We start from the raw sequence: 17860 nt of genomic DNA, 5'->3' as shown, positions 1-17860 counted from the left end.
TATGAACATTTATCGTCAAATTGTGGCAAAGCCTGTATAATAGAGAAATGAGGTGATATCTATGATGAACGTACGTAGTTTTTCTCTTGGTCCAGTCCAAACGAATTGCTATATCGTATCGAATAAAGACAAAGAATGTATCGTATTTGATCCAGGTGAAGAAGCGGAGCGTCTTATTAAAACAATCCGTAGCAATGGTTTAAAACCGTTAGCCATTTTTTTAACGCATGCACATTTTGACCATATTGGTGCAGTGGATGCCGTACGGGAAGCATTTAATGTACCTGTATGGATTCATGAAAAAGAGGTTAGCTGGCTAGGAGATCCAGAAAAGAATGGCTCTAGTAAATATGCTGCATTACCAGACTATAGGGTAGCTGCACCAGATCAAGACACGATCATTAAAAAAGAGCAACAATTTGAAATGAGCAACTTTGTGTTTCAAGCTGTATTTACACCAGGACATTCACCTGGTAGCATTTCCTATGTATTTGAAAATGATGGCTTTGCGATTGTGGGAGACACATTATTTGAACAAGGTGTAGGGCGGACGGATTTAATTGGTGGGTCCACCAAAATATTATTAGCATCTATTCATTACAAATTATTAACATTACCTGAGGATACAATCATCTATCCGGGTCATGGAAATTATACAACTGTCAGTGCAGAAATGGAAACAAACCCGTTTTTAAATGGATTTTAAAATAAAAAAAGCGTATCTCGTTGATGAGATACGCTTTTTTAGTTGTATTAATGACCGCCACCAGGTACGTGAATGAATGTTGTATAGTACGTGAAGCCAGCGAAGAATACAGTTAAATATGCTCCGAAAATGTACATGTACATACGTTCTGAAAGGTTTAAGAAGCCTAATAATAAGAATAAACCTGTATTACCTAAGAATAATAGCGATACCTCGTTCATACCACCAAGGTAGAACATAACGGCAAAAATACCTGTCCAGAATGCCATAACTTTATACATATTATCCATGAAATTTCCCCTCCTTTTGCCCACGACACAATAATCTCTTACTCATTATAAATGATAGGAAAGGTGTCTGTAAACTGGAACTTCTCCGTCTTTGTGACAAACGAATGGATTTTTTAACTAGCTATCGATTTCTGTCACGTTTATTTCATATTTACATAAATCGCAATTATGTATCATACTCTCAATTTGCACAAATTCATTGCTTGAAAATAATGCATCTAACTGCCCTTTTAAATAGGATTCATGTAATGAGCAGACAATATCCGAATATGTTGTAAGTTGCTCTTGGAATGGACAATTAAAAATGGAGAATATCACCTTTTTGCCACGCTCTGTTTGTTGAATTTGTGGAACATAGCCAATTAATGCGGCATTGTCAGTTAATAGTTGAAGCTTCTCGTCGAAGGAAAGGGAATTATTGATTGTCAATTCAGCGTTTATATTTTGTTTCATTTGCTGATAACCATCTTGATAGCTAATTTCCTGACATTTTTCTAAGACAGATGGTCCAAGCTCTTCCACTAATTGAATCGTCCATTTCAGTAAACGATCTTCGTCGCGTCTTGGGAAAGTTAATGATACACCTTTTTCTGAAGCCTTATACACCCGGCCAGGTCGACCACCTTTACCCGTTTTCACATAGTCTGCGGAAATAATATTAATTTCTGAAAGCTTTGTTAAATGAAGTCGAGCAACATTTGGATGGATGCCAAACTGATCAGCAATATGTTGGACGGTCACTGTTTTTTTCTCTTGCAATATGTACTCATAAATAGAGTATCTTGTTTCATCAGCTAAAGTGCTGGTAATTTTCAATGGATGGATCATATGCTTCACCTCATTAGTTTTTTATAAAATTATGTTCGTCTACCAAGTGTTAGGAAAATAATCATGTTCATTCTATTATATTCCATTATTGAAAAAGATACAGTTCATTTCAGCATAAATATTAATTTTTTCATGTATTTATCTTCTGTTTTAGTGGGAAATTGCACTTTATCCACATTTTTATAGCAAAAAACATGAATGATAGGAAATTTTATAACAAATTTTTATTTTCAGAAAAGGGCTTTCTTCGTAGGAAGATCCTATTTATACTAGGAAATAACGAATACGCGGTCATATTCGAATGAACTAGAAGAGGGGTGCATATATGCAGAATTTTGAAATAGTCGTTGAACAAAAATGTGAGCAACTTTTACTAAAAGCCTATCATTTTGGGGCAACCGATTTATTATTGGTGCCAAGCAATATAAATTATCGGATCTATTTTCGGAAATATGACAAGCTTCTTCATGCGGGTGAACTACCAAACGATCTGGCGGAACGGATGATATCCTATTATAAGTTTCTGGCGCAATTAGATATAAGTGAGAGACGTAAACCTCAAAGCGGCTCATTCCAAAAGGCGATGGAGCAACAGTCATATGCCTTTCGAGTATCTACACTGCCTTCCGTATTTTTAAAAGAAAGCCTCATTATCCGCTTACTTCTCCAAAATCATTCTTTTCCACTAACTTCCTTATGTTTTTTTAAAAGCTCAGCCTACAAATTAATGGAACTAGTACAGAATCGTCAGGGCCTTTTGTTTTTTACAGGGGCGACAGGATCTGGTAAGTCCACTTCACTTTATTCTTTAATCCATTATTGTTCTACCGAATTAAATAGGCATGTAATTTCCTTGGAAGACCCAGTAGAAAATAACCAAGCCAATTTACTTCAAATTCAAGTGAATGAACGAGCAGGCGTTACATACGCTACGGGGTTAAAAGCAATTTTGCGACATTCACCTGATGTGATCATGATTGGGGAAATTCGAGATAAAGAAACAGCAAAAATTGCCATCGAGGCAAGCTTGACGGGCCATTTAGTTGTTTCAACCATCCACGCGAAGGATTCGATTAGCTGTCTTTACCGTTTAATGGACTTAGGGGTGTCGATAGATGAGCTTCAGCAAACGATCATTGGTATTGTTGCCCAAGTCCTTTTTCATTCATCAGCCTTACAGGATGATCGTCGTGCGTTGTACGAAATTTTATCGGATATTCATCTCAATCAGGCCATTACCGCTATTTTAAATAAGGGGAATTTTCAGCTACCATACGAATTAACCATAAAGGGACAAAAAGAATTAGTGGAGAGCCATTATGCAGTTACAAACATACATCGCTAAATTTCAATTATATTACAACAGAGCTACAAAATGGCGTGTAAAAGAGCAAGCGCAATTTATTCAACGTTTATCTGTATTAATGCAGGAGGGCTACTTATTTCCACAGGCTATCTCGATGCTACTCCCTCATCATATAGATGTTCATGAGGAAATTCAGCAACAAATTGATGAAAAACTTAGACAAGGAGAAGGCGTAACAAGCATTTTAGAAACATTGCAGTTAGCTAAACATCATTTAGTAGCCATCAAAGTGGCAGAAAACAATGGGCATTTGCTTGAAGTATTAAAAGGTGTGGCAAAGCAAATGATTGTCGGTGAGCAGACGAAGAAAAAGTTAATTAAATTGCTTGTATATCCTGTCATGCTAATTTTATTTTTATTGTTGCTATTCTTTGTATTTCGAACAATTTTCTTACCTAATATTGAACAAATGGTATCAAGTCGCTCGATTGAAGGTGAGAAGACAAGTGTGGCGCTATCTAAACTATTACTGCATGTCCCCGATTTTGTGATGGTAACAGCTTTGATTGTAATAGTCAGTTTATTGGTTTTACACCTCTATCTCAAACGCCAGCCCATTCCCGTACGACTATCAATACTATTAAAAATTCCACTTTTTCAAATCTATATCCGACTCTCATGGACAAGGCAATTTGCTGCCTATTTAGGGAGTTTACTACAGAGTGGGTTTTCATTGCAGGCTAGTCTTCAAATTTTAGAAGAACAATCCTTTCAACCTTTTCTACAGCATCTGTCTCTGCGTATTAAAGAAAGGGTCATCTTTGGAGAGTCATTGACTCAAGCCGTTCAAATGGTGTCTATTTTTCATAAGGATTTTGCTACCTTTGTAGAACATGGAGAACAAAGTGGCTACTTAGGGAAGGAACTTACATTATATAGCGAACTATTACTGGAAAAACAGGAGCAACTATTGCAGAAGGTGCTCGCCTTCATCCAACCAAGCTTCTTTATTGTAATTGCTATATGTATTTTAGCGGCCTATGTCAGTTTACTATTACCAATTTATCATATGATTGAATTAGTTTTGGAGGACTAAGATGAAACATATTAAACAACAAAATGGTTTTACTTTAATCGAAATGCTCATTGTTTTGTTAATCATTTCTATTCTTATTTTAATTACAATTCCAAATGTTACGAAGCACTTCGCTACGATTGATGAGAAGGGCTGTGCTGCCTATATTAATATGGTACAGGGGCAAGTAGAAGCCTATAGAGTGGATTTTATGGCATATCCAACTTTAGAGGATTTAGTAAAAGAAGGCTATTTGAAAGAAAATGAAACAACTTGTCCTAATAAAGAAGAAATAGTTATTACGACTAAGGGAGAGGTACGGTTAGCAAATGTCGGTGCAGGTACGAATGGCTAATGAGAGAGCGACAAAATGAATTGGGCTTTACGATCCTCGAAATGCTAATAGTTTTATTTCTTGTTATGAGTTTAACAGCCATTGTTAGCAAATTCTCTTTACAATTAGCGGAGTCAAAGGAATTAGAGCGTTTTTTTACTCAAATTCAACTAGACATTCAGTATATTCAAACCTATAGCATGAACCAGCGACAATATATCGCGATTAAATTCGAAAGCTCTACAAGGCGCTACGTTATTCAAAAAGATGCTTTTTCCAATCTATATGAACGTCCATTCCCTAAAGGAGTCGAATTTTTGCCTGATGAGAGCTCTATTTATACGATTGTTTATAATGTTAATGGCAATGTCAGGTCAGCTGGCACCATCGCGTTTCAAACGCCACAGGGAAAGAAAAAGGTAATCATTACATTAGGGCGAGGGAGAGCGAGAATTGAATGAGTCAGGCTATTCTTTTGTTGAAACGATTTTGGCAATGGGCATCTTGATGTTACTTTGCAGCTCCTTATTGCCTATTACCTATACGATGAAAACGAATCTTATGAATAAAAAAATGGAAATGATTGCAGCTGAAACGGCGTATGAGGGCCTGAAATTATTTCAAGCTGTACAACAAACTGAGGGCACAAGAATTATTGAACAGGTTGAGTATCAATGGATGTTTAATGGTGAAGAAATTTGTGTTCGTTTTCACAATATACTTAAGCCACGCCAAAAATGTATTCCCCTTACAGGAAATGTCGATGAATAATGAGAAGGGCTATACCTTACTAGAAGCAATGTTTCAATTAATGGTGTTTGTGCTTATTTCTCATCTTTTTGTCCTAATTATGCTGTGGTATGCTGAAATGACCTCAACTATGCAAACGGATGAACAGTCGAAATGGGAGCAGTTTGTGTATGATTTAAATAAAGGGCTAAAGGATATTTTAACGTTCTCCGTGCGGGATGATCACAAAAGAATCACTTTCCAGACCACAGAATCTGTCCATTATATTGATTGCTATCGTAATACCATTCGTGAACAAGTAAATGGAGGACATGTTCCCATGCTAAATGGCATCAATAAATGTCAGTTCACTTATAGCGGAAATGTGCTGACGGTAGCGGTGGAAATGCCTAGTGGTATGCAAAAGGAGAGAACCTTCTATGTGCCAATTATTGAAAAATGACAGTGGGGCTATTTTTTTAATCGCAATTGCATTATTATTTCTTGTAACTACTTTTCTTCTTGCGTATTGTATGTCATATGAAATGCAATTTCAAACATATGATGGGCTCGAAAAATTGAATGTTCAAGCTACGATAAATTTATTGGGACAAATTTTGTCAGACAGTGTAGAATCGTAGTTATAAGAAGGTGATTCGAATTGCGAAAAATATATTTAGTTGGTTTTATGGGTAGTGGAAAGAGTGCTTTAGGAAGACGTTTAAGCTTTTTATTAAAGATGCCATATTATGATATGGATCATGAAATAGTGAGACAGCAAGGAATGTCCATCCCGCAGATTTTTGAAAAGTACGGAGAGGCCCATTTTCGAAAAATAGAAACAGAATTTTTGAAAAGTTTCCGCGATGAGGCTTGTATCATTTCTACGGGCGGTGGAGTTGCGATGAATGCTGAAAATCGAAAAATTATGAGACGTAGTGGCTTAGTATTTTTTTTAGATGCTTCGTTTGAAGATATTTATAAACGAGTTCAGCATGATCCTAACAGACCAATCGTACAAAGCTCAACAAAAGAAGAGCTAGAAAGTCTGTATCATTACAGAAGAAAGTTTTATCGTGATGCAGGGCATATTCAGGTCCTGACAGAGGGCAGAACCATTCGTCAAATTTTAGAGTATTTAGTGTTCCAAGTAAAAAGGCTTAAAAGCGAACGATGAGAGATACGAATCTTGCTAATGTTCGTATTTTATTATCTTTTAAAAAATGATTGCCTTTTCAATGCATTTAATGTTAGGATATAGACAAATAAGTAACTAAATGTTCATTGAATACTAAATAGTACCAAGATGTATCTTGGGCGGATGATTATACGGGGAGAGAGCGTAATTAAACGCCACCGAAGGAGCAAGTAGCAATGGCTATGAATCTCTCAGGTAAAAGGACTCGTATAAGACGCAACTCTGGAGAGAGCTGTAGTATAACAATAGCAGCCACCAAAGGGGAAAGCCGACTAATTGGCAGTATCAACCATGCGAGTTAGTCTGGTGTAACTTTCAGGTGCAAGGACAGAGAATCCCGAAAAGGGGTTCGTCTGTCTTTTTTTATGTCTTTAGGTACTCCGTGAAGCTTTTTACTTTGCTAAGTCATGATTGTACCCATACAAAAAGCAGACGAACTACTACCAGTAAAAATGTAACTAACAATAAGGGGGCAAAAAAGAATGACGAATGAATTAAAACGTACACCTCTATTTGAAGAATATGCGAAATACGGTGCTAAGACGGTTGATTTCGGTGGATGGGAATTACCAGTTCAATTCTCCTCTATTAAAGATGAACATGATGCAGTACGTAATCGTGCGGGATTATTTGATGTATCCCATATGGGTGAAATTTTAGTAACCGGTCCCGATGCATTAGATTTTTTACAAAATCTTTTATCCAATGATGTTTCAAAAATAGCTACTGGCCAGGCACAATACACAGCAATGTGCTATGAGGACGGCGGTGTTGTCGATGATTTACTAACGTATAAGCTAGCTGATGACCACTATTTATTATGCGTGAATGCAGCAAATATCGAAAAAGACTATGATTGGATGCTGGAAAATCAACATCAATATGATGTGACGATTGACAATCAATCGGAAGCCTATGCACAAATTGCCCTACAAGGACCTTTAGCAGAGGAGGTTCTTCAATCCCTAACTTCAACTGATGTAAGTGCCATTAAATTTTTCCGATTCCAAGGGAATGTAGAAGTTGCAGGACATAAGGTGTTAGTTTCTCGTAGTGGATACACAGGAGAAGATGGCTTCGAATTATATGGAGCACCAGAAGATATTAAAGCGCTATGGGGTAAAATTTTAGATGCTGGTCAAGACAAAGGTGTTGTTCCTGCAGGTCTAGGATGTCGAGATACACTACGTTTTGAAGCGGGTCTGCCACTTTACGGTCAAGAATTATCAGCAACCATTTCTCCTCTTGAAGCAGGTATTGGCTTTGCTGTGAAATTAAATAAAGAAGATTTTATTGGTCATGATGCATTAGTAGCTCAGAAGGAAAATGGTCTTCCACGCAAACTAGTTGGCATTGAAATGATCGATAAAGGGATTCCACGCCATGGCTATAAAGTGTTTAAAGATGGTCAGGAAATTGGTGAAGTTACAACAGGAACACAGCTTCCTTCTTCAAAACGTAATGTTGGTCACGCGTTAATTGACAGTCAATTCGCAACTATCGGAAATGAATTAGAAATTGAAATCCGTGGTAAGCAACTAAAAGTGATTACAGTTGAAACACCGTTTTACAAGCGTTCAAAATAATAGCTGAAAAGAGGGACCTACATTTATGAAACATCGTTATTTACCAATGACGGAGCAAGATCAAAAAGAAATGTTAGACGTAATCGGTGTATCCTCAGTTGATGAATTATTCGAGGATATTCCAGAGAAAGTACGTTTTAAAGGCCTTTATGACATCAAGGCAGCAAAATCGGAATCTGCTTTATTAAAAGAGTTATCGGCACTTGCTGCTAAAAACAAAGACACAAATGCGAATGCATCGTTTTTAGGTGCAGGCGTTTATAACCACTACAAGCCCGTGATCGTGGATCATGTTATTTCTCGCTCAGAGTTTTATACAGCTTATACACCCTATCAACCTGAAATTTCACAAGGTGAGCTTCAAGCTATTTTTGAATTCCAAACTATGATTGCAGAGCTTACTGGTATGGATCTTGCCAACTCTTCTATGTATGACGGTGGTACAGCATTGGCTGAAGCAGGAATGTTGGCAGCTGGACATACACGTCGTAAGAAAATTTTAGTATCTGAAACGGTACACCCAGAATATCGTGATGTTGTGGCTACATATGCCTATGGTCAATCTATTGAAATCGTAACAATTCCACATAAAGATGGTGTGACTGATATTGCAGCTTTAAAAGAGCTAATTGACGACAATACGGCAGCAGTTATTGCTCAATATCCAAACTTCTTTGGTCAAGTTGAGGATATTCAAGTAATTGGTGATATAGCACATGAAGCAAAAAGCTTATTCGTAGTATCGTCTAACCCACTTGCCCTAGGTATTTTAACTCCTCCAGGTAAACTAGGAGCTGATATTTGTGTAGGTGATGCACAAGTTTTCGGTATCTCTGAAGCATTTGGTGGTCCACACTGTGGTTTCTTTGCAGTGACAACTAAATTAATGCGTAAGGTGCCAGGTCGTCTTGTTGGTGAAACAGTAGATGGTGAAGGACGTCGTGGTTATGTATTAACACTACAAGCACGTGAACAACATATCCGTCGCGATAAAGCAACTTCTAATATCTGTTCGAACCAAGCACTTCTTGCACTTGCAGCTTCTGTAGCGATGACAGCTCTAGGGAAACAAGGTATTCGCGAAATGGCTACACAAAATATTGCGAAAACACGTTATGCAAAAAATGCCTTTGAAGCAGCAGGCTTTACAGTAGCATTCCAAGGTGCACATTTTAATGAAATCGTAGTGAAAACAAATAAATGTGTGAAGGAAATCAATAAAGGCTTAATTGAAAAAGGTATTATTGGTGGATATCCTTTAGGTCAAAATTATGACTCTCTTAAAAATCATGTGCTAATTGCAGTGACTGAATTACGCACAAAAGAAGAAATTGATGCACTAGTTGCAGAAATGGGGGCTCTTCATGCATAACGAAAATCAAACACTCATTTTTGAAATTTCAAAAGAAGGTCGCGTTGGCTATAGTTTAGAAGCGCTTGATGTACCTGAAGTAGATCTAACAGATATATTACCTGCTAATTTAGTACGTACAGAGGCAGCAGAATTACCTGAAGTATCTGAGCTTGATATCATGCGTCACTACACAGCACTTTCTCGTAGAAATCATGGTGTAGACTCTGGCTTCTACCCACTTGGCTCATGTACGATGAAATATAATCCAAAAATTAATGAAGCGGTAGCTCGTCTTTCTGGCTTTGCCAATGTGCACCCACTACAAGATGAGTCAACAGCACAAGGTGCCATGGAGCTTCTTTATGATCTTCAAACGTCATTAGTAGAAATTACTGGTATGGATGAAGTGACATTACAGCCAGCAGCAGGGGCACATGGAGAGTGGACAGCATTAATGATGATCCGCGCTTTCCATGAAGCAAATGGAGAAGGTCACCGTAACAAAGTTATCGTTCCCGACTCTGCTCACGGAACTAACCCAGCTTCAGCAACAGTAGCAGGCTTTGAAACAATTACAGTTAAATCAGATGAAACTGGTTTAGTTGATATTGAAGACCTTCGAAAAGTCGTAGGTCCTGACACTGCTGCCTTAATGTTAACAAACCCGAATACACTTGGTTTATTTGAAGAAAACATCATCGAAATGGCGGAGCTTATCCACTCTGTTGGCGGTAAAGTGTACTATGATGGTGCCAACTTAAATGCCGTTATGAGTAAAGCACGTCCTGGCGATATGGGCTTTGACTGTGTACATTTAAATCTGCATAAAACATTTACAGGTCCACACGGTGGTGGTGGTCCAGGTTCAGGTCCAGTAGGCGTAAAGGCAGATTTAATTCCATTCCTACCAAAGCCAGTACTTGTAAGAACGGAAGAAGGAGCATACCATTTCGATTACAACCGTCCACAATCTATCGGACGAGTAAAACCATACTATGGTAACTTTGGTATCAATGTGCGTGCTTATACGTACATCCGTACAATGGGTCCAGATGGCCTAAAAGCTGTCACAGAATATGCTGTATTAAACGCCAACTATATGATGCGTCGTTTAGAGCCATTCTACGATCTTCCATATAACCGTCATTGTAAACATGAATTTGTTTTATCTGGTCATCGCCAAAAGAAATTGGGCGTTCGTACACTAGATATCGCAAAACGTCTGTTAGACTTTGGCTATCATCCACCAACAACATACTTCCCATTAAATGTGGAAGAGGCGTTAATGATTGAGCCAACAGAAACAGAATCTAAAGAAACATTAGATGCATTCTGCGATGTGATGATTCAAATTGCGAAGGAAGCGGAGGAAAATCCATCCATCGTTCAAGAAGCACCACATACTACAGTCGTTTCTCGCCTAGACGAAACACGTGCGGCTCGTACACCTGTACTACGTTATCAAAAAGCTTAAAATTGACAAACCGCTCACTTTTTTAGTGGGCGGTTTTTATATGATTTTTTTGTTATAATTTCCCTTAGATGGTTTGTGGAAGGAGGGATTCAAATGCAAACAACATCAGCGGAATTGAGTTTACCAATAAATAATCTATTAAATAATACATACAGCATCAAACGGCTCCTTGCAACGAGTAAATTATCATTTGTTTATATAGCCGAATACATAAGCACTGGAGAAGAAATTATTATAAAAGAGTTTTTCCCTTTAGAGATTGCTTTACGAGATTTGGATAACAAATCAGTAATCAATCGTTTACCTTCTACAAAGGAAAAATTTCAGGAATTAAAGGAGAGATTTCTAAGTGAAGCTTGCATGCTCCAGCAATTGAACCATCAACATATTGTTAAATATCGACATCATTTTTTTGAAAATGGTTCCATTTATATAGTCACAGATTATTATGAAGGGGTTTTATTAGAGCAATATATACAACGATTTTCATTGAGTGAGAGACATCTTCTCTATCAAGATATATTTTTACCCTTAATAGATGCGATTACTTATTTACATAATAAGGGGATCATACATCGCGATATTAAACCTAGTAATATTATGATTGATGCCAAGGGACAGCCCCATTTATTAGATTTTGGATCTGCCGTGTACTATAAAACCGTAACAAAATATCCGATATTTACTAGTCCAGGCTATTCTCCCCTTGAACAGTATTCCATGAAAGGAGAACAAGGAATCTATACCGATATTTATAGCTTGATGGCAACCTTATACTATGCATTAACGAATAAAATACCAGTAGATGTTTCACAGAGGTTAATTGAGGATAAAATTGCGAATGTGAGAAAATATAATCCGAAAGTAAGTATTTTTATGTCATTCACTATTATGTGGGGGCTGCAAATAGAAACTAAAAAAAGGTGTTCCTCCCTAAGATTTATTAAAAATATGATTGCTATTGAATTAAAGTTCAAATGCAAAAAGAACTATTTTGAGATTTTTGATTCCAAATGACCAAATTTACTATTCGCTTCATACTATTTATCCATTTTTACTATATTGAGTATTTATCATAAAACAGCTTATGGCCTAAGGTAAAACGGACCATAAGTTGTTTTTTTTATAAAAAAGTATTAAAAAAGCCATAAATTGTATGAAAATATCATATTTATTGCCATGTAATATTTTTACTAAAAATACTTATAAATGTTTTTCGTGACAATATATTCTATAGAAAATATTGACATTGATTTTAGATATTGTATAGTTACCAATGTGATACATTAATCATTAGTAAAGTTTGTAAGAAAGATGCATAAAGTTGGATAGAGATTCTTATAAATTAATTTCAATTTCACTACATAGCTTTGTGTAAGGTTGGTATATTTTAACTACTTTGTTTTATTGTTCTATATTACTATGTGTAGAACAGTGATAATTAGTTCATAAAACAATAGTATTTGATGTGGTTTTGCAATATCCAACCCTGTACTCATTATGCTCGTATGTTCTAATTACTTACTAATGCTTATGCCTACTCGAATTCGTTTTAAAAGGAGGGATGGCTGTAGAATTATACAGCCAAATGAATGGAGATTATTAATCAAACAAACCGAACTATGCTCTTTGAAGAAATAAATCCTGAGAAATTGGATTTAATTACGCTCGTTGGAGATGTCAAAGGAATTGATAGTCTAAGTGATGAAAAAATTAAAGAAATTAATCAAAGTCTTCTTGTAAAAAGTTTCGATGAATTTTTAGATAAGTTTTCTCCCACGGTTTACTCATTTTACAATGCCGCAAATCAAAAAGTCATGTATACCTTAAAAAAGCCAGAAGGAATTCAAGATGATTGTATTTCAGAAATAGCAATTGACCAAAATAATGATTTTTTAAAAATGCTATTTACGCTCATTGATACAAAAAGAAGTCAAGGAATTGCCAATGTAGATTTTAAATTTGAAAATTTACTTGATATGATCTCTCCTAAAAAAGTCATGGATGACATTCGTCAAGTACGTAAAGAGATTCATTACCTGTATGGTGAATATGACAAGCTAGATGAAGGCGACCCTAAGAAATTAGATACAGGTGACAAGCTTAATCTTATGTTTGAAGTAGCTAGTAGAAACTATAACAATGTGATGGCGATGTTACCGTTAGCAATTGAGGATATTAAAACAAGATTATTATTGGGTGGTAGTCAAGATGAGGGAGAATCTGAAAAGTTACAAATAGGTACTCTTTCAATTGGTGACAATGGTGAATTGAAAATCATTGAGGCACCACAAACAAATAGTGCAGAATTAATGGTCATTGAGGAAAATAGTAATTATGGCTTAAGTACTGTATTTGAGGAAGATTACGAAGCAATAACTGAATCACCATCTTCTTATGTGAAAGATTTAGTCGTCAGAACATTCTCGCCGCTTCCAGCAATTAAAGCTGAATTTGATGTAGAAACAGAAGTTCAAAACTACAATACATATCTTGAATTCTATAAGGATGCAAAGGATGAATTTGTCAAAACGGTTAAACCTTTAGTTGAAAAATTATTAGGGATCAAAATGTATTTTGATCAATATGCAACTAAAAACAAGGGTATGCAACCTTCATTAATCGTCACTAACACTAAGTTAGATATGCTGGTAAAAAGTAATAACCTACCGAGATTACGTACTTACTTAAACACTGTGAACTCGAAAAATGACTTTACAGATACGGTATGGTATGGAATTGTACCAGCCCTTGAACTTGAAGCATCTGGAAAAATGAAAGTAAGTCGATCTAGATTCAAAGGAAACGATAAAGTGACCAAGCAAGAGGGTAACACGATGGAATCACTATCCATTCTCTTGGACACTATAAAAGATTACAAGGTGCAAATTTTCTTTAACTTTATGGCTGAAGAAGAAACAACCTTCAATGGGATTGCAACAGCTGGTATTGATCGTCTTATCGATAAATGCTCTGTACTAGTTAGAAAGGATTATAGTGAGTTTGCTATACCATGTTTACCAAACTTTACGATTATTCCTAAAGATAAATCAGGAGTCGTTATTGATACACGTATGCATACTACTGAAAATGGAGCACGTTTATCAAAAGAGAAAGAAGATATCTTAAAGCTATGGATTGAAGGCGTTTATGTGGATGCTAGTTATGTTGCAGCAGGTATCGTATCTGCCTACCAATGTCCAGAGTATTTAAAGGAATCATTTAAAAATGTTAAACGAAATTATCCGGGAGTTCGATTCGATATTGAAGCGGGAGATAATTCACTAAGAGCAGTAACAACTATGGCAAAAGAGATTTCCGGTTTTACGAATAATATTAAGGATGCTATTAATAGCAGAAGCTTTGGTTTTGTATTCTCTTCTGAAAATGCTCAACTACAGGATAAAGATATTAGACGTATTACTGTCTATAAAGCAAGAAGTCTTGCGATGGAAGAAGATGGGTTTGATTCAATCTACAAAACTCAAGTTAGTACGTATATTGAAAGAATCCTTCGTTTCCAATCAGGGGACTTTAAACATGAAAATATTGTTCGTTTCTTTAGTAATAATCCAAGCAGTCAAAAAAGTAAGTGGCTCAATGATAAAGGCCATGTAAACTCTATTATCCATGATGGAGACGATATCGGCTACATCATTGATGAGAAAACAAGTCTATGTCAAATTGATCTTGTATTTAATGGGAATGTCAAAAATCTTGAAGTCACGATTACTAAAGGGACAAGCGCTGTTAAAGCCTAACAATTTATTTATTTCAATCATTAAAAATTTACGTAGGATGTTTAAGATTTATTAAATAATAAATCTTTTAACATAAATATGAATCGACTAACATCATCCAGATGAAAAATTACATATTTCACAATGCTTGTTTTAACACGTTGCTCTGTGAAATGAGATAGCTATGCTTAAACTTAATTCATCAGAGAAGATGGGAGTCATTCAACACAAATTAGGAGGAACTAAAAATGGGTTTTGTATTAAAAGTAGAAGGATCAGAAGCAATTGAATTAGGGTTAGAAAGCATTATGACTGTCGAGTATGAGACAGATACGCCAAACGATTCTAATGCTCGCTCTACAGATGTTGGAGCAACTTTAAAGGTAAAAGGTAAAATTTTAACTGCTACTGATGGTGATAATTCTGATGATACGATGAAATTAGGATTATGGTCATTAGTACCTGCTGAAAAAGCAGATTGTTACCGTAAAGTAACGCTTGAGGTTATCTCAGCGGATCAAGTAGTAAGAAAAATTCACTTCCCAAATGCTTTTGTTGTGGATTACACAGAAAGATATGGTGATACAGAAGGTATTGGTGAATTCTACTTATTCATTAAGCAAAAGAAAGACAAAACAGACTTGGCAAAAATCGAGGGTGGCTACGCTGTCTAAGGTTGTAGCTTGATAAAACTCTTCTAATTATCTAAGGAACTTATTTAGTTCCTTAGATAATTTTTAATAATCCTAAATTGGGGTTGAAAAGATGAAAACACATTATGAAATTTTAGGTGTTAGTAGAAATGCCACACAAGATCAAATAAAGCTCGCTTATCGGAAGCTATCCAAAAAGCACCATCCTGATGTAAGCGGGGGAAACAAAGAATCAGAAGAAATTTTCTTAAAAGCTACAGAAGCCTATAAAGTACTGAAAGATCCGGCATTGAGAGAGTCATATGATGCTAGTCTCGATGATCCAGGTACAGGCTGGCAATCGAAGCAAAAGGATGAAAGACATTCTAATGGACATCAATCTGCAGACAAAAAACCAGATTTTAATATAAATAATATTGAAAAAAACTTTGAACACTTTTTTGGCTTCAATCCGAAAACAAAAGAAATGTCCTCAACTCTACATAAAAATGCGAAGAAAAATCCCCTTGACACAACGGATTTATTTGAGCGCTTTTTTAATAAATAATCAAATGGTAAAAAGTGAGGAAGTGTGATTACATGTATGATCAATATCCAACTGAAGCTTACAGTGAAAATGCAAGAAAAAAAATGCTTATAAAAATTATCGATATCATTATTGTCACCATTGCCTTCTTTTTCATTTTATATGTTTTTGTTATGAATCAGGAGGTTCTTTTAAAATTTGTTATTGGCACAGTAATGGTCATTCTTGCTATTATTTATGGTTCTCTCAAATACGAGGCGAAAGCAATTACTCAAACTATGACAAATAAGGACATTTCTAAGCTTGTTCTCCTTAATGAAAGTGGGATTGAAGTGGATGAATGGGAGCTTGGTGATCAAATTTCATTACTTATAGGAAAAAGCTCAGCTGAATATAAGGCAGATATTGATTTAAGTGGAACAGAATATGAATCTCTTGTTAATTATGAACATGCGGTCCTCAACTGTGTAGCTGGTATTTGGTATGTAGAGGATATTGATTCTGTTAATGGGGTAGGTTTAAAAAAGGCGCATAAGCGGGTGAAAAATAGATTAAAACAAGAGATTCCATACCCACTAGGTAATGGAGATACGATATACATAGCAAATACGCGAATTTTGGTGAAATAGAGAAAAATTCGTAACATAGATGGGGGATTTTGGAATGAGTTTAATTAGATGTACAAATGGTCATATGTTTAGTTCAAGGAGACATCGTAATATTTGCCCGTACTGTAATGTCATGGTGGAGCAGGAGCAAAGACAAAATAGCCCATCCACACCTGTCGCTGAAGCAGATGATAAAACATTGCCTTATTTAGGAGAAATGGATGGAATTGATCCTGTTACAGGATGGTTGGTTTGTATTGAAGGGCCACAAATGGGGAGAGATTATCGGATCTTATCGGAAAAGAATTTTATCGGTAGAGCAGAAGACATGCATATTCGAATTGCTGGAGACAATTCCATCTCTAAGCGTAATCATGCAGTCATTGTATATGATCCTAAAAAACGTAACTTTTACTTGCTACCCGGAGATGCATCAGGACTAGCTTATCTAAATAATGAAGCGGTTTATACACCAACTGAATTAGCAGCCTATGATGTTATTCAGTTAGGGAGAAGTATGTTTTTATTTATTCCACTTTGTGGCGTCCACTTTGAATGGGAAAACAATCAAAGTGAGGAATGATGACGAATGGACCATAAGCTAGTACCTTACATAATTGCATTAATTTTTATTGTTGTACTTATTTTTTTACTCATCATACGAGGTATCATTGCTCAAAAAATGGAAAAAGGGAAAATTTACATTGGAAATGGTCAAACGATAGGAAGGCGGGATGAACAGGATGATTATTTCTCAACCGCTGAGACGGCACATGGCACAATGGCGGTGCTTGCAGATGGGATTAGTGGGTTAGCCAATGGTCGCATGGCTAGTACGATCGCAGTGACCACATTTATAGAAGAATTTAAAAAGCTTGGTAGCCTCAATCAGCTACAAGATTTTTTAAAGAAAGCAGCTATGGCGAGTAATCATATGATCGTAGAAAACTTGAATGGCTCCAATGGAGGAACAACATTAGTCACCGCCATTATTGATAATGATGGCTACTTACATTGGGGTGCGGTAGGTGATAGTGTTATCACGATTTTTAGAAACGGTGAATTTTTAGCGATTAACCAAAAACATATTTTTGAATCGGTATTAACTGAACGTTATATTGCGGGTGAAATATCGCAACTTGAAGTGCAGGAAAATCCTTTGAAAAAGCGATTAATAAATTATTTGGGATATGAAGGCTTTAAAAATCTAGATACAGGAAATAATCCTATTCAACTACATAAAGGAGACAAGGTTTGCCTATTTAGTGATGGAATCTATGATGCTTTAACAGAGGTTGAAATGGAAAAAATCCTCTCTCAGCAAGCTCCACCCTATGATTTAGCACAAAACATTATAAAAGCCGTTGAACAAAAACGCCTAAAGAATCAAGACAATGCGACCATCTTGATTTTGGAAAAAATATGGTGACGGGGGAATAGAGAAGGAGGAGAC

At 36.1% G+C, this 17860-nt stretch carries 20 protein-coding genes and 1 riboswitch; of the genes, 18 read left to right on the top strand and 2 right to left on the bottom strand.

The window, feature by feature from the left end:
- The first annotated feature begins 61 nt into the window (after positions 1-61).
- Positions 62-706 (top strand): MBL fold metallo-hydrolase, encoded by a 645-nt coding sequence (locus MKX57_RS15480; RefSeq protein ID WP_342550405.1) that lies wholly within the window; start codon positions 62-64, stop codon positions 704-706.
- Positions 707-753: 47 nt separating this feature from the next.
- Here the strand turns inward: MKX57_RS15480 and MKX57_RS15475 are convergent, their stop codons facing one another.
- Together MKX57_RS15475 and MKX57_RS15470 are read right to left on the bottom strand one after the other, a co-directional pair.
- Positions 754-996, bottom strand: coding sequence for a DUF2626 family protein (locus MKX57_RS15475; RefSeq protein WP_004231035.1), 243 nt, complete (start codon positions 994-996; stop codon positions 754-756).
- Positions 997-1113: 117 nt separating this feature from the next.
- Entirely contained in the window at positions 1114-1824 is a 711-nt protein-coding gene (locus tag MKX57_RS15470; RefSeq protein ID WP_008181032.1) for a helix-turn-helix domain-containing protein, read from the bottom strand.
- Between the two features lie 325 nt (positions 1825-2149).
- Between MKX57_RS15470 and comGA the strand changes: the two genes are divergently transcribed.
- The 17 genes from comGA to MKX57_RS15385 all read left to right on the top strand — a co-directional run bounded on the left by comGA (position 2150) and on the right by MKX57_RS15385 (position 17836).
- A complete protein-coding gene (gene comGA, locus MKX57_RS15465; protein WP_008181034.1) occupies positions 2150-3169 on the top strand; it encodes a competence type IV pilus ATPase ComGA in 1020 nt (339 codons plus the stop codon).
- Positions 3144-4226: a competence type IV pilus assembly protein ComGB gene (gene comGB / locus MKX57_RS15460; RefSeq protein WP_089986113.1), complete on the top strand. Its 1083-nt coding sequence runs from the start codon at positions 3144-3146 to the stop codon at positions 4224-4226. The genes comGA and comGB overlap by 26 nt, the downstream gene beginning before the upstream one ends.
- Position 4227: 1 nt before the next feature.
- Positions 4228-4560 (top strand): competence type IV pilus major pilin ComGC, encoded by a 333-nt coding sequence (comGC, locus tag MKX57_RS15455; protein ID WP_008181040.1) that lies wholly within the window; start codon positions 4228-4230, stop codon positions 4558-4560.
- Entirely contained in the window at positions 4560-5000 is a 441-nt protein-coding gene (gene comGD / locus MKX57_RS15450) for a competence type IV pilus minor pilin ComGD (protein ID WP_008181042.1), read from the top strand. Before comGC ends, comGD begins: the two co-directional genes overlap by 1 nt.
- Complete coding sequence (locus MKX57_RS15445) at positions 4993-5310, top strand: hypothetical protein (RefSeq protein ID WP_089986112.1); 318 nt, start codon at positions 4993-4995, stop codon at positions 5308-5310. Before comGD ends, MKX57_RS15445 begins: the two co-directional genes overlap by 8 nt.
- A complete protein-coding gene (gene comGF / locus MKX57_RS15440; protein WP_089986111.1) occupies positions 5303-5731 on the top strand; it encodes a competence type IV pilus minor pilin ComGF in 429 nt (142 codons plus the stop codon). The genes MKX57_RS15445 and comGF overlap by 8 nt, the downstream gene beginning before the upstream one ends.
- A gap of 198 nt (positions 5732-5929) precedes the next feature.
- A complete protein-coding gene (locus MKX57_RS15435) occupies positions 5930-6445 on the top strand; it encodes a shikimate kinase (RefSeq protein WP_089986110.1) in 516 nt (171 codons plus the stop codon).
- A 144-nt stretch (positions 6446-6589) separates the two neighbouring features.
- A riboswitch (glycine riboswitch) is annotated at positions 6590-6683 on the top strand.
- A 265-nt stretch (positions 6684-6948) separates the two neighbouring features.
- On the top strand, positions 6949-8052 hold the full coding sequence (gene gcvT, locus MKX57_RS15430) for a glycine cleavage system aminomethyltransferase GcvT (protein WP_089986109.1): 1104 nt from the start codon (positions 6949-6951) through the stop codon (positions 8050-8052).
- Positions 8053-8077: 25 nt separating this feature from the next.
- Positions 8078-9424 (top strand): aminomethyl-transferring glycine dehydrogenase subunit GcvPA, encoded by a 1347-nt coding sequence (gene gcvPA, locus MKX57_RS15425; RefSeq protein WP_008181054.1) that lies wholly within the window; start codon positions 8078-8080, stop codon positions 9422-9424.
- Entirely contained in the window at positions 9417-10880 is a 1464-nt protein-coding gene (gcvPB, locus tag MKX57_RS15420) for an aminomethyl-transferring glycine dehydrogenase subunit GcvPB (protein ID WP_008181056.1), read from the top strand. The genes gcvPA and gcvPB overlap by 8 nt, the downstream gene beginning before the upstream one ends.
- Before the next feature lie 93 nt (positions 10881-10973).
- Positions 10974-11897: a serine/threonine-protein kinase gene (locus MKX57_RS15415; protein ID WP_107922126.1), complete on the top strand. Its 924-nt coding sequence runs from the start codon at positions 10974-10976 to the stop codon at positions 11895-11897.
- 575 nt (positions 11898-12472) lie between these two features.
- Complete coding sequence (locus MKX57_RS15410; protein WP_008181059.1) at positions 12473-14641, top strand: hypothetical protein; 2169 nt, start codon at positions 12473-12475, stop codon at positions 14639-14641.
- A gap of 227 nt (positions 14642-14868) precedes the next feature.
- The gene (locus MKX57_RS15405; protein ID WP_008181062.1) at positions 14869-15294 is read left to right on the top strand and encodes a hypothetical protein; all 426 of its coding nucleotides are present in this window, start codon (positions 14869-14871) and stop codon (positions 15292-15294) included.
- A gap of 91 nt (positions 15295-15385) precedes the next feature.
- Positions 15386-15820 carry a DnaJ domain-containing protein gene (locus MKX57_RS15400; RefSeq protein ID WP_036221533.1) on the top strand — a complete coding sequence of 145 codons (435 nt, stop codon included), beginning with the start codon at positions 15386-15388 and terminating at the stop codon, positions 15818-15820.
- A gap of 32 nt (positions 15821-15852) precedes the next feature.
- Positions 15853-16428 (top strand): FHA domain-containing protein, encoded by a 576-nt coding sequence (locus tag MKX57_RS15395; RefSeq protein WP_089986106.1) that lies wholly within the window; start codon positions 15853-15855, stop codon positions 16426-16428.
- 34 nt (positions 16429-16462) lie between these two features.
- A complete protein-coding gene (locus tag MKX57_RS15390) occupies positions 16463-16990 on the top strand; it encodes an FHA domain-containing protein (RefSeq protein WP_036127052.1) in 528 nt (175 codons plus the stop codon).
- Between the two features lie 6 nt (positions 16991-16996).
- Positions 16997-17836, top strand: a complete 840-nt coding sequence (locus MKX57_RS15385) for a protein phosphatase 2C domain-containing protein (RefSeq protein WP_342550404.1) — start codon at positions 16997-16999, stop codon at positions 17834-17836.
- The last annotated feature ends 24 nt before the right edge of the window (positions 17837-17860 follow it).

Origin of the sequence: Lysinibacillus sp. FSL M8-0216 (assembly GCF_038595555.1) — a bacterium.
GTDB classification, from domain to species: Bacteria; Bacillota; Bacilli; order Bacillales_A; family Planococcaceae; genus Lysinibacillus; species Lysinibacillus fusiformis.
This window is presented reverse-complemented; position numbering and strand designations above follow the sequence as displayed.

What these genes read in the sequence shown, in the direction of transcription:
- MKX57_RS15480 (WP_342550405.1), top strand. Translation starts at nt 62, where the DNA reads ATGATGAACGTACGTAGTTTTTCTCTTGGTCCAGTCCAAACGAATTGC.
- MKX57_RS15475 (WP_004231035.1), bottom strand. Translation starts at nt 996, where the DNA reads ATGGATAATATGTATAAAGTTATGGCATTCTGGACAGGTATTTTTGCC.
- MKX57_RS15470 (WP_008181032.1), bottom strand. Translation starts at nt 1,824, where the DNA reads ATGATCCATCCATTGAAAATTACCAGCACTTTAGCTGATGAAACAAGA.
- comGA (WP_008181034.1), top strand. Translation starts at nt 2,150, where the DNA reads ATGCAGAATTTTGAAATAGTCGTTGAACAAAAATGTGAGCAACTTTTA.
- comGB (WP_089986113.1), top strand. Translation starts at nt 3,144, where the DNA reads ATGCAGTTACAAACATACATCGCTAAATTTCAATTATATTACAACAGA.
- comGC (WP_008181040.1), top strand. Translation starts at nt 4,228, where the DNA reads ATGAAACATATTAAACAACAAAATGGTTTTACTTTAATCGAAATGCTC.
- comGD (WP_008181042.1), top strand. Translation starts at nt 4,560, where the DNA reads ATGAGAGAGCGACAAAATGAATTGGGCTTTACGATCCTCGAAATGCTA.
- comGF (WP_089986111.1), top strand. Translation starts at nt 5,303, where the DNA reads ATGAATAATGAGAAGGGCTATACCTTACTAGAAGCAATGTTTCAATTA.
- gcvT (WP_089986109.1), top strand. Translation starts at nt 6,949, where the DNA reads ATGACGAATGAATTAAAACGTACACCTCTATTTGAAGAATATGCGAAA.
- gcvPA (WP_008181054.1), top strand. Translation starts at nt 8,078, where the DNA reads ATGAAACATCGTTATTTACCAATGACGGAGCAAGATCAAAAAGAAATG.
- gcvPB (WP_008181056.1), top strand. Translation starts at nt 9,417, where the DNA reads ATGCATAACGAAAATCAAACACTCATTTTTGAAATTTCAAAAGAAGGT.
- MKX57_RS15415 (WP_107922126.1), top strand. Translation starts at nt 10,974, where the DNA reads ATGCAAACAACATCAGCGGAATTGAGTTTACCAATAAATAATCTATTA.
- MKX57_RS15410 (WP_008181059.1), top strand. Translation starts at nt 12,473, where the DNA reads ATGGAGATTATTAATCAAACAAACCGAACTATGCTCTTTGAAGAAATA.
- MKX57_RS15405 (WP_008181062.1), top strand. Translation starts at nt 14,869, where the DNA reads ATGGGTTTTGTATTAAAAGTAGAAGGATCAGAAGCAATTGAATTAGGG.
- MKX57_RS15400 (WP_036221533.1), top strand. Translation starts at nt 15,386, where the DNA reads ATGAAAACACATTATGAAATTTTAGGTGTTAGTAGAAATGCCACACAA.
- MKX57_RS15395 (WP_089986106.1), top strand. Translation starts at nt 15,853, where the DNA reads ATGTATGATCAATATCCAACTGAAGCTTACAGTGAAAATGCAAGAAAA.
- MKX57_RS15390 (WP_036127052.1), top strand. Translation starts at nt 16,463, where the DNA reads ATGAGTTTAATTAGATGTACAAATGGTCATATGTTTAGTTCAAGGAGA.
- MKX57_RS15385 (WP_342550404.1), top strand. Translation starts at nt 16,997, where the DNA reads ATGGACCATAAGCTAGTACCTTACATAATTGCATTAATTTTTATTGTT.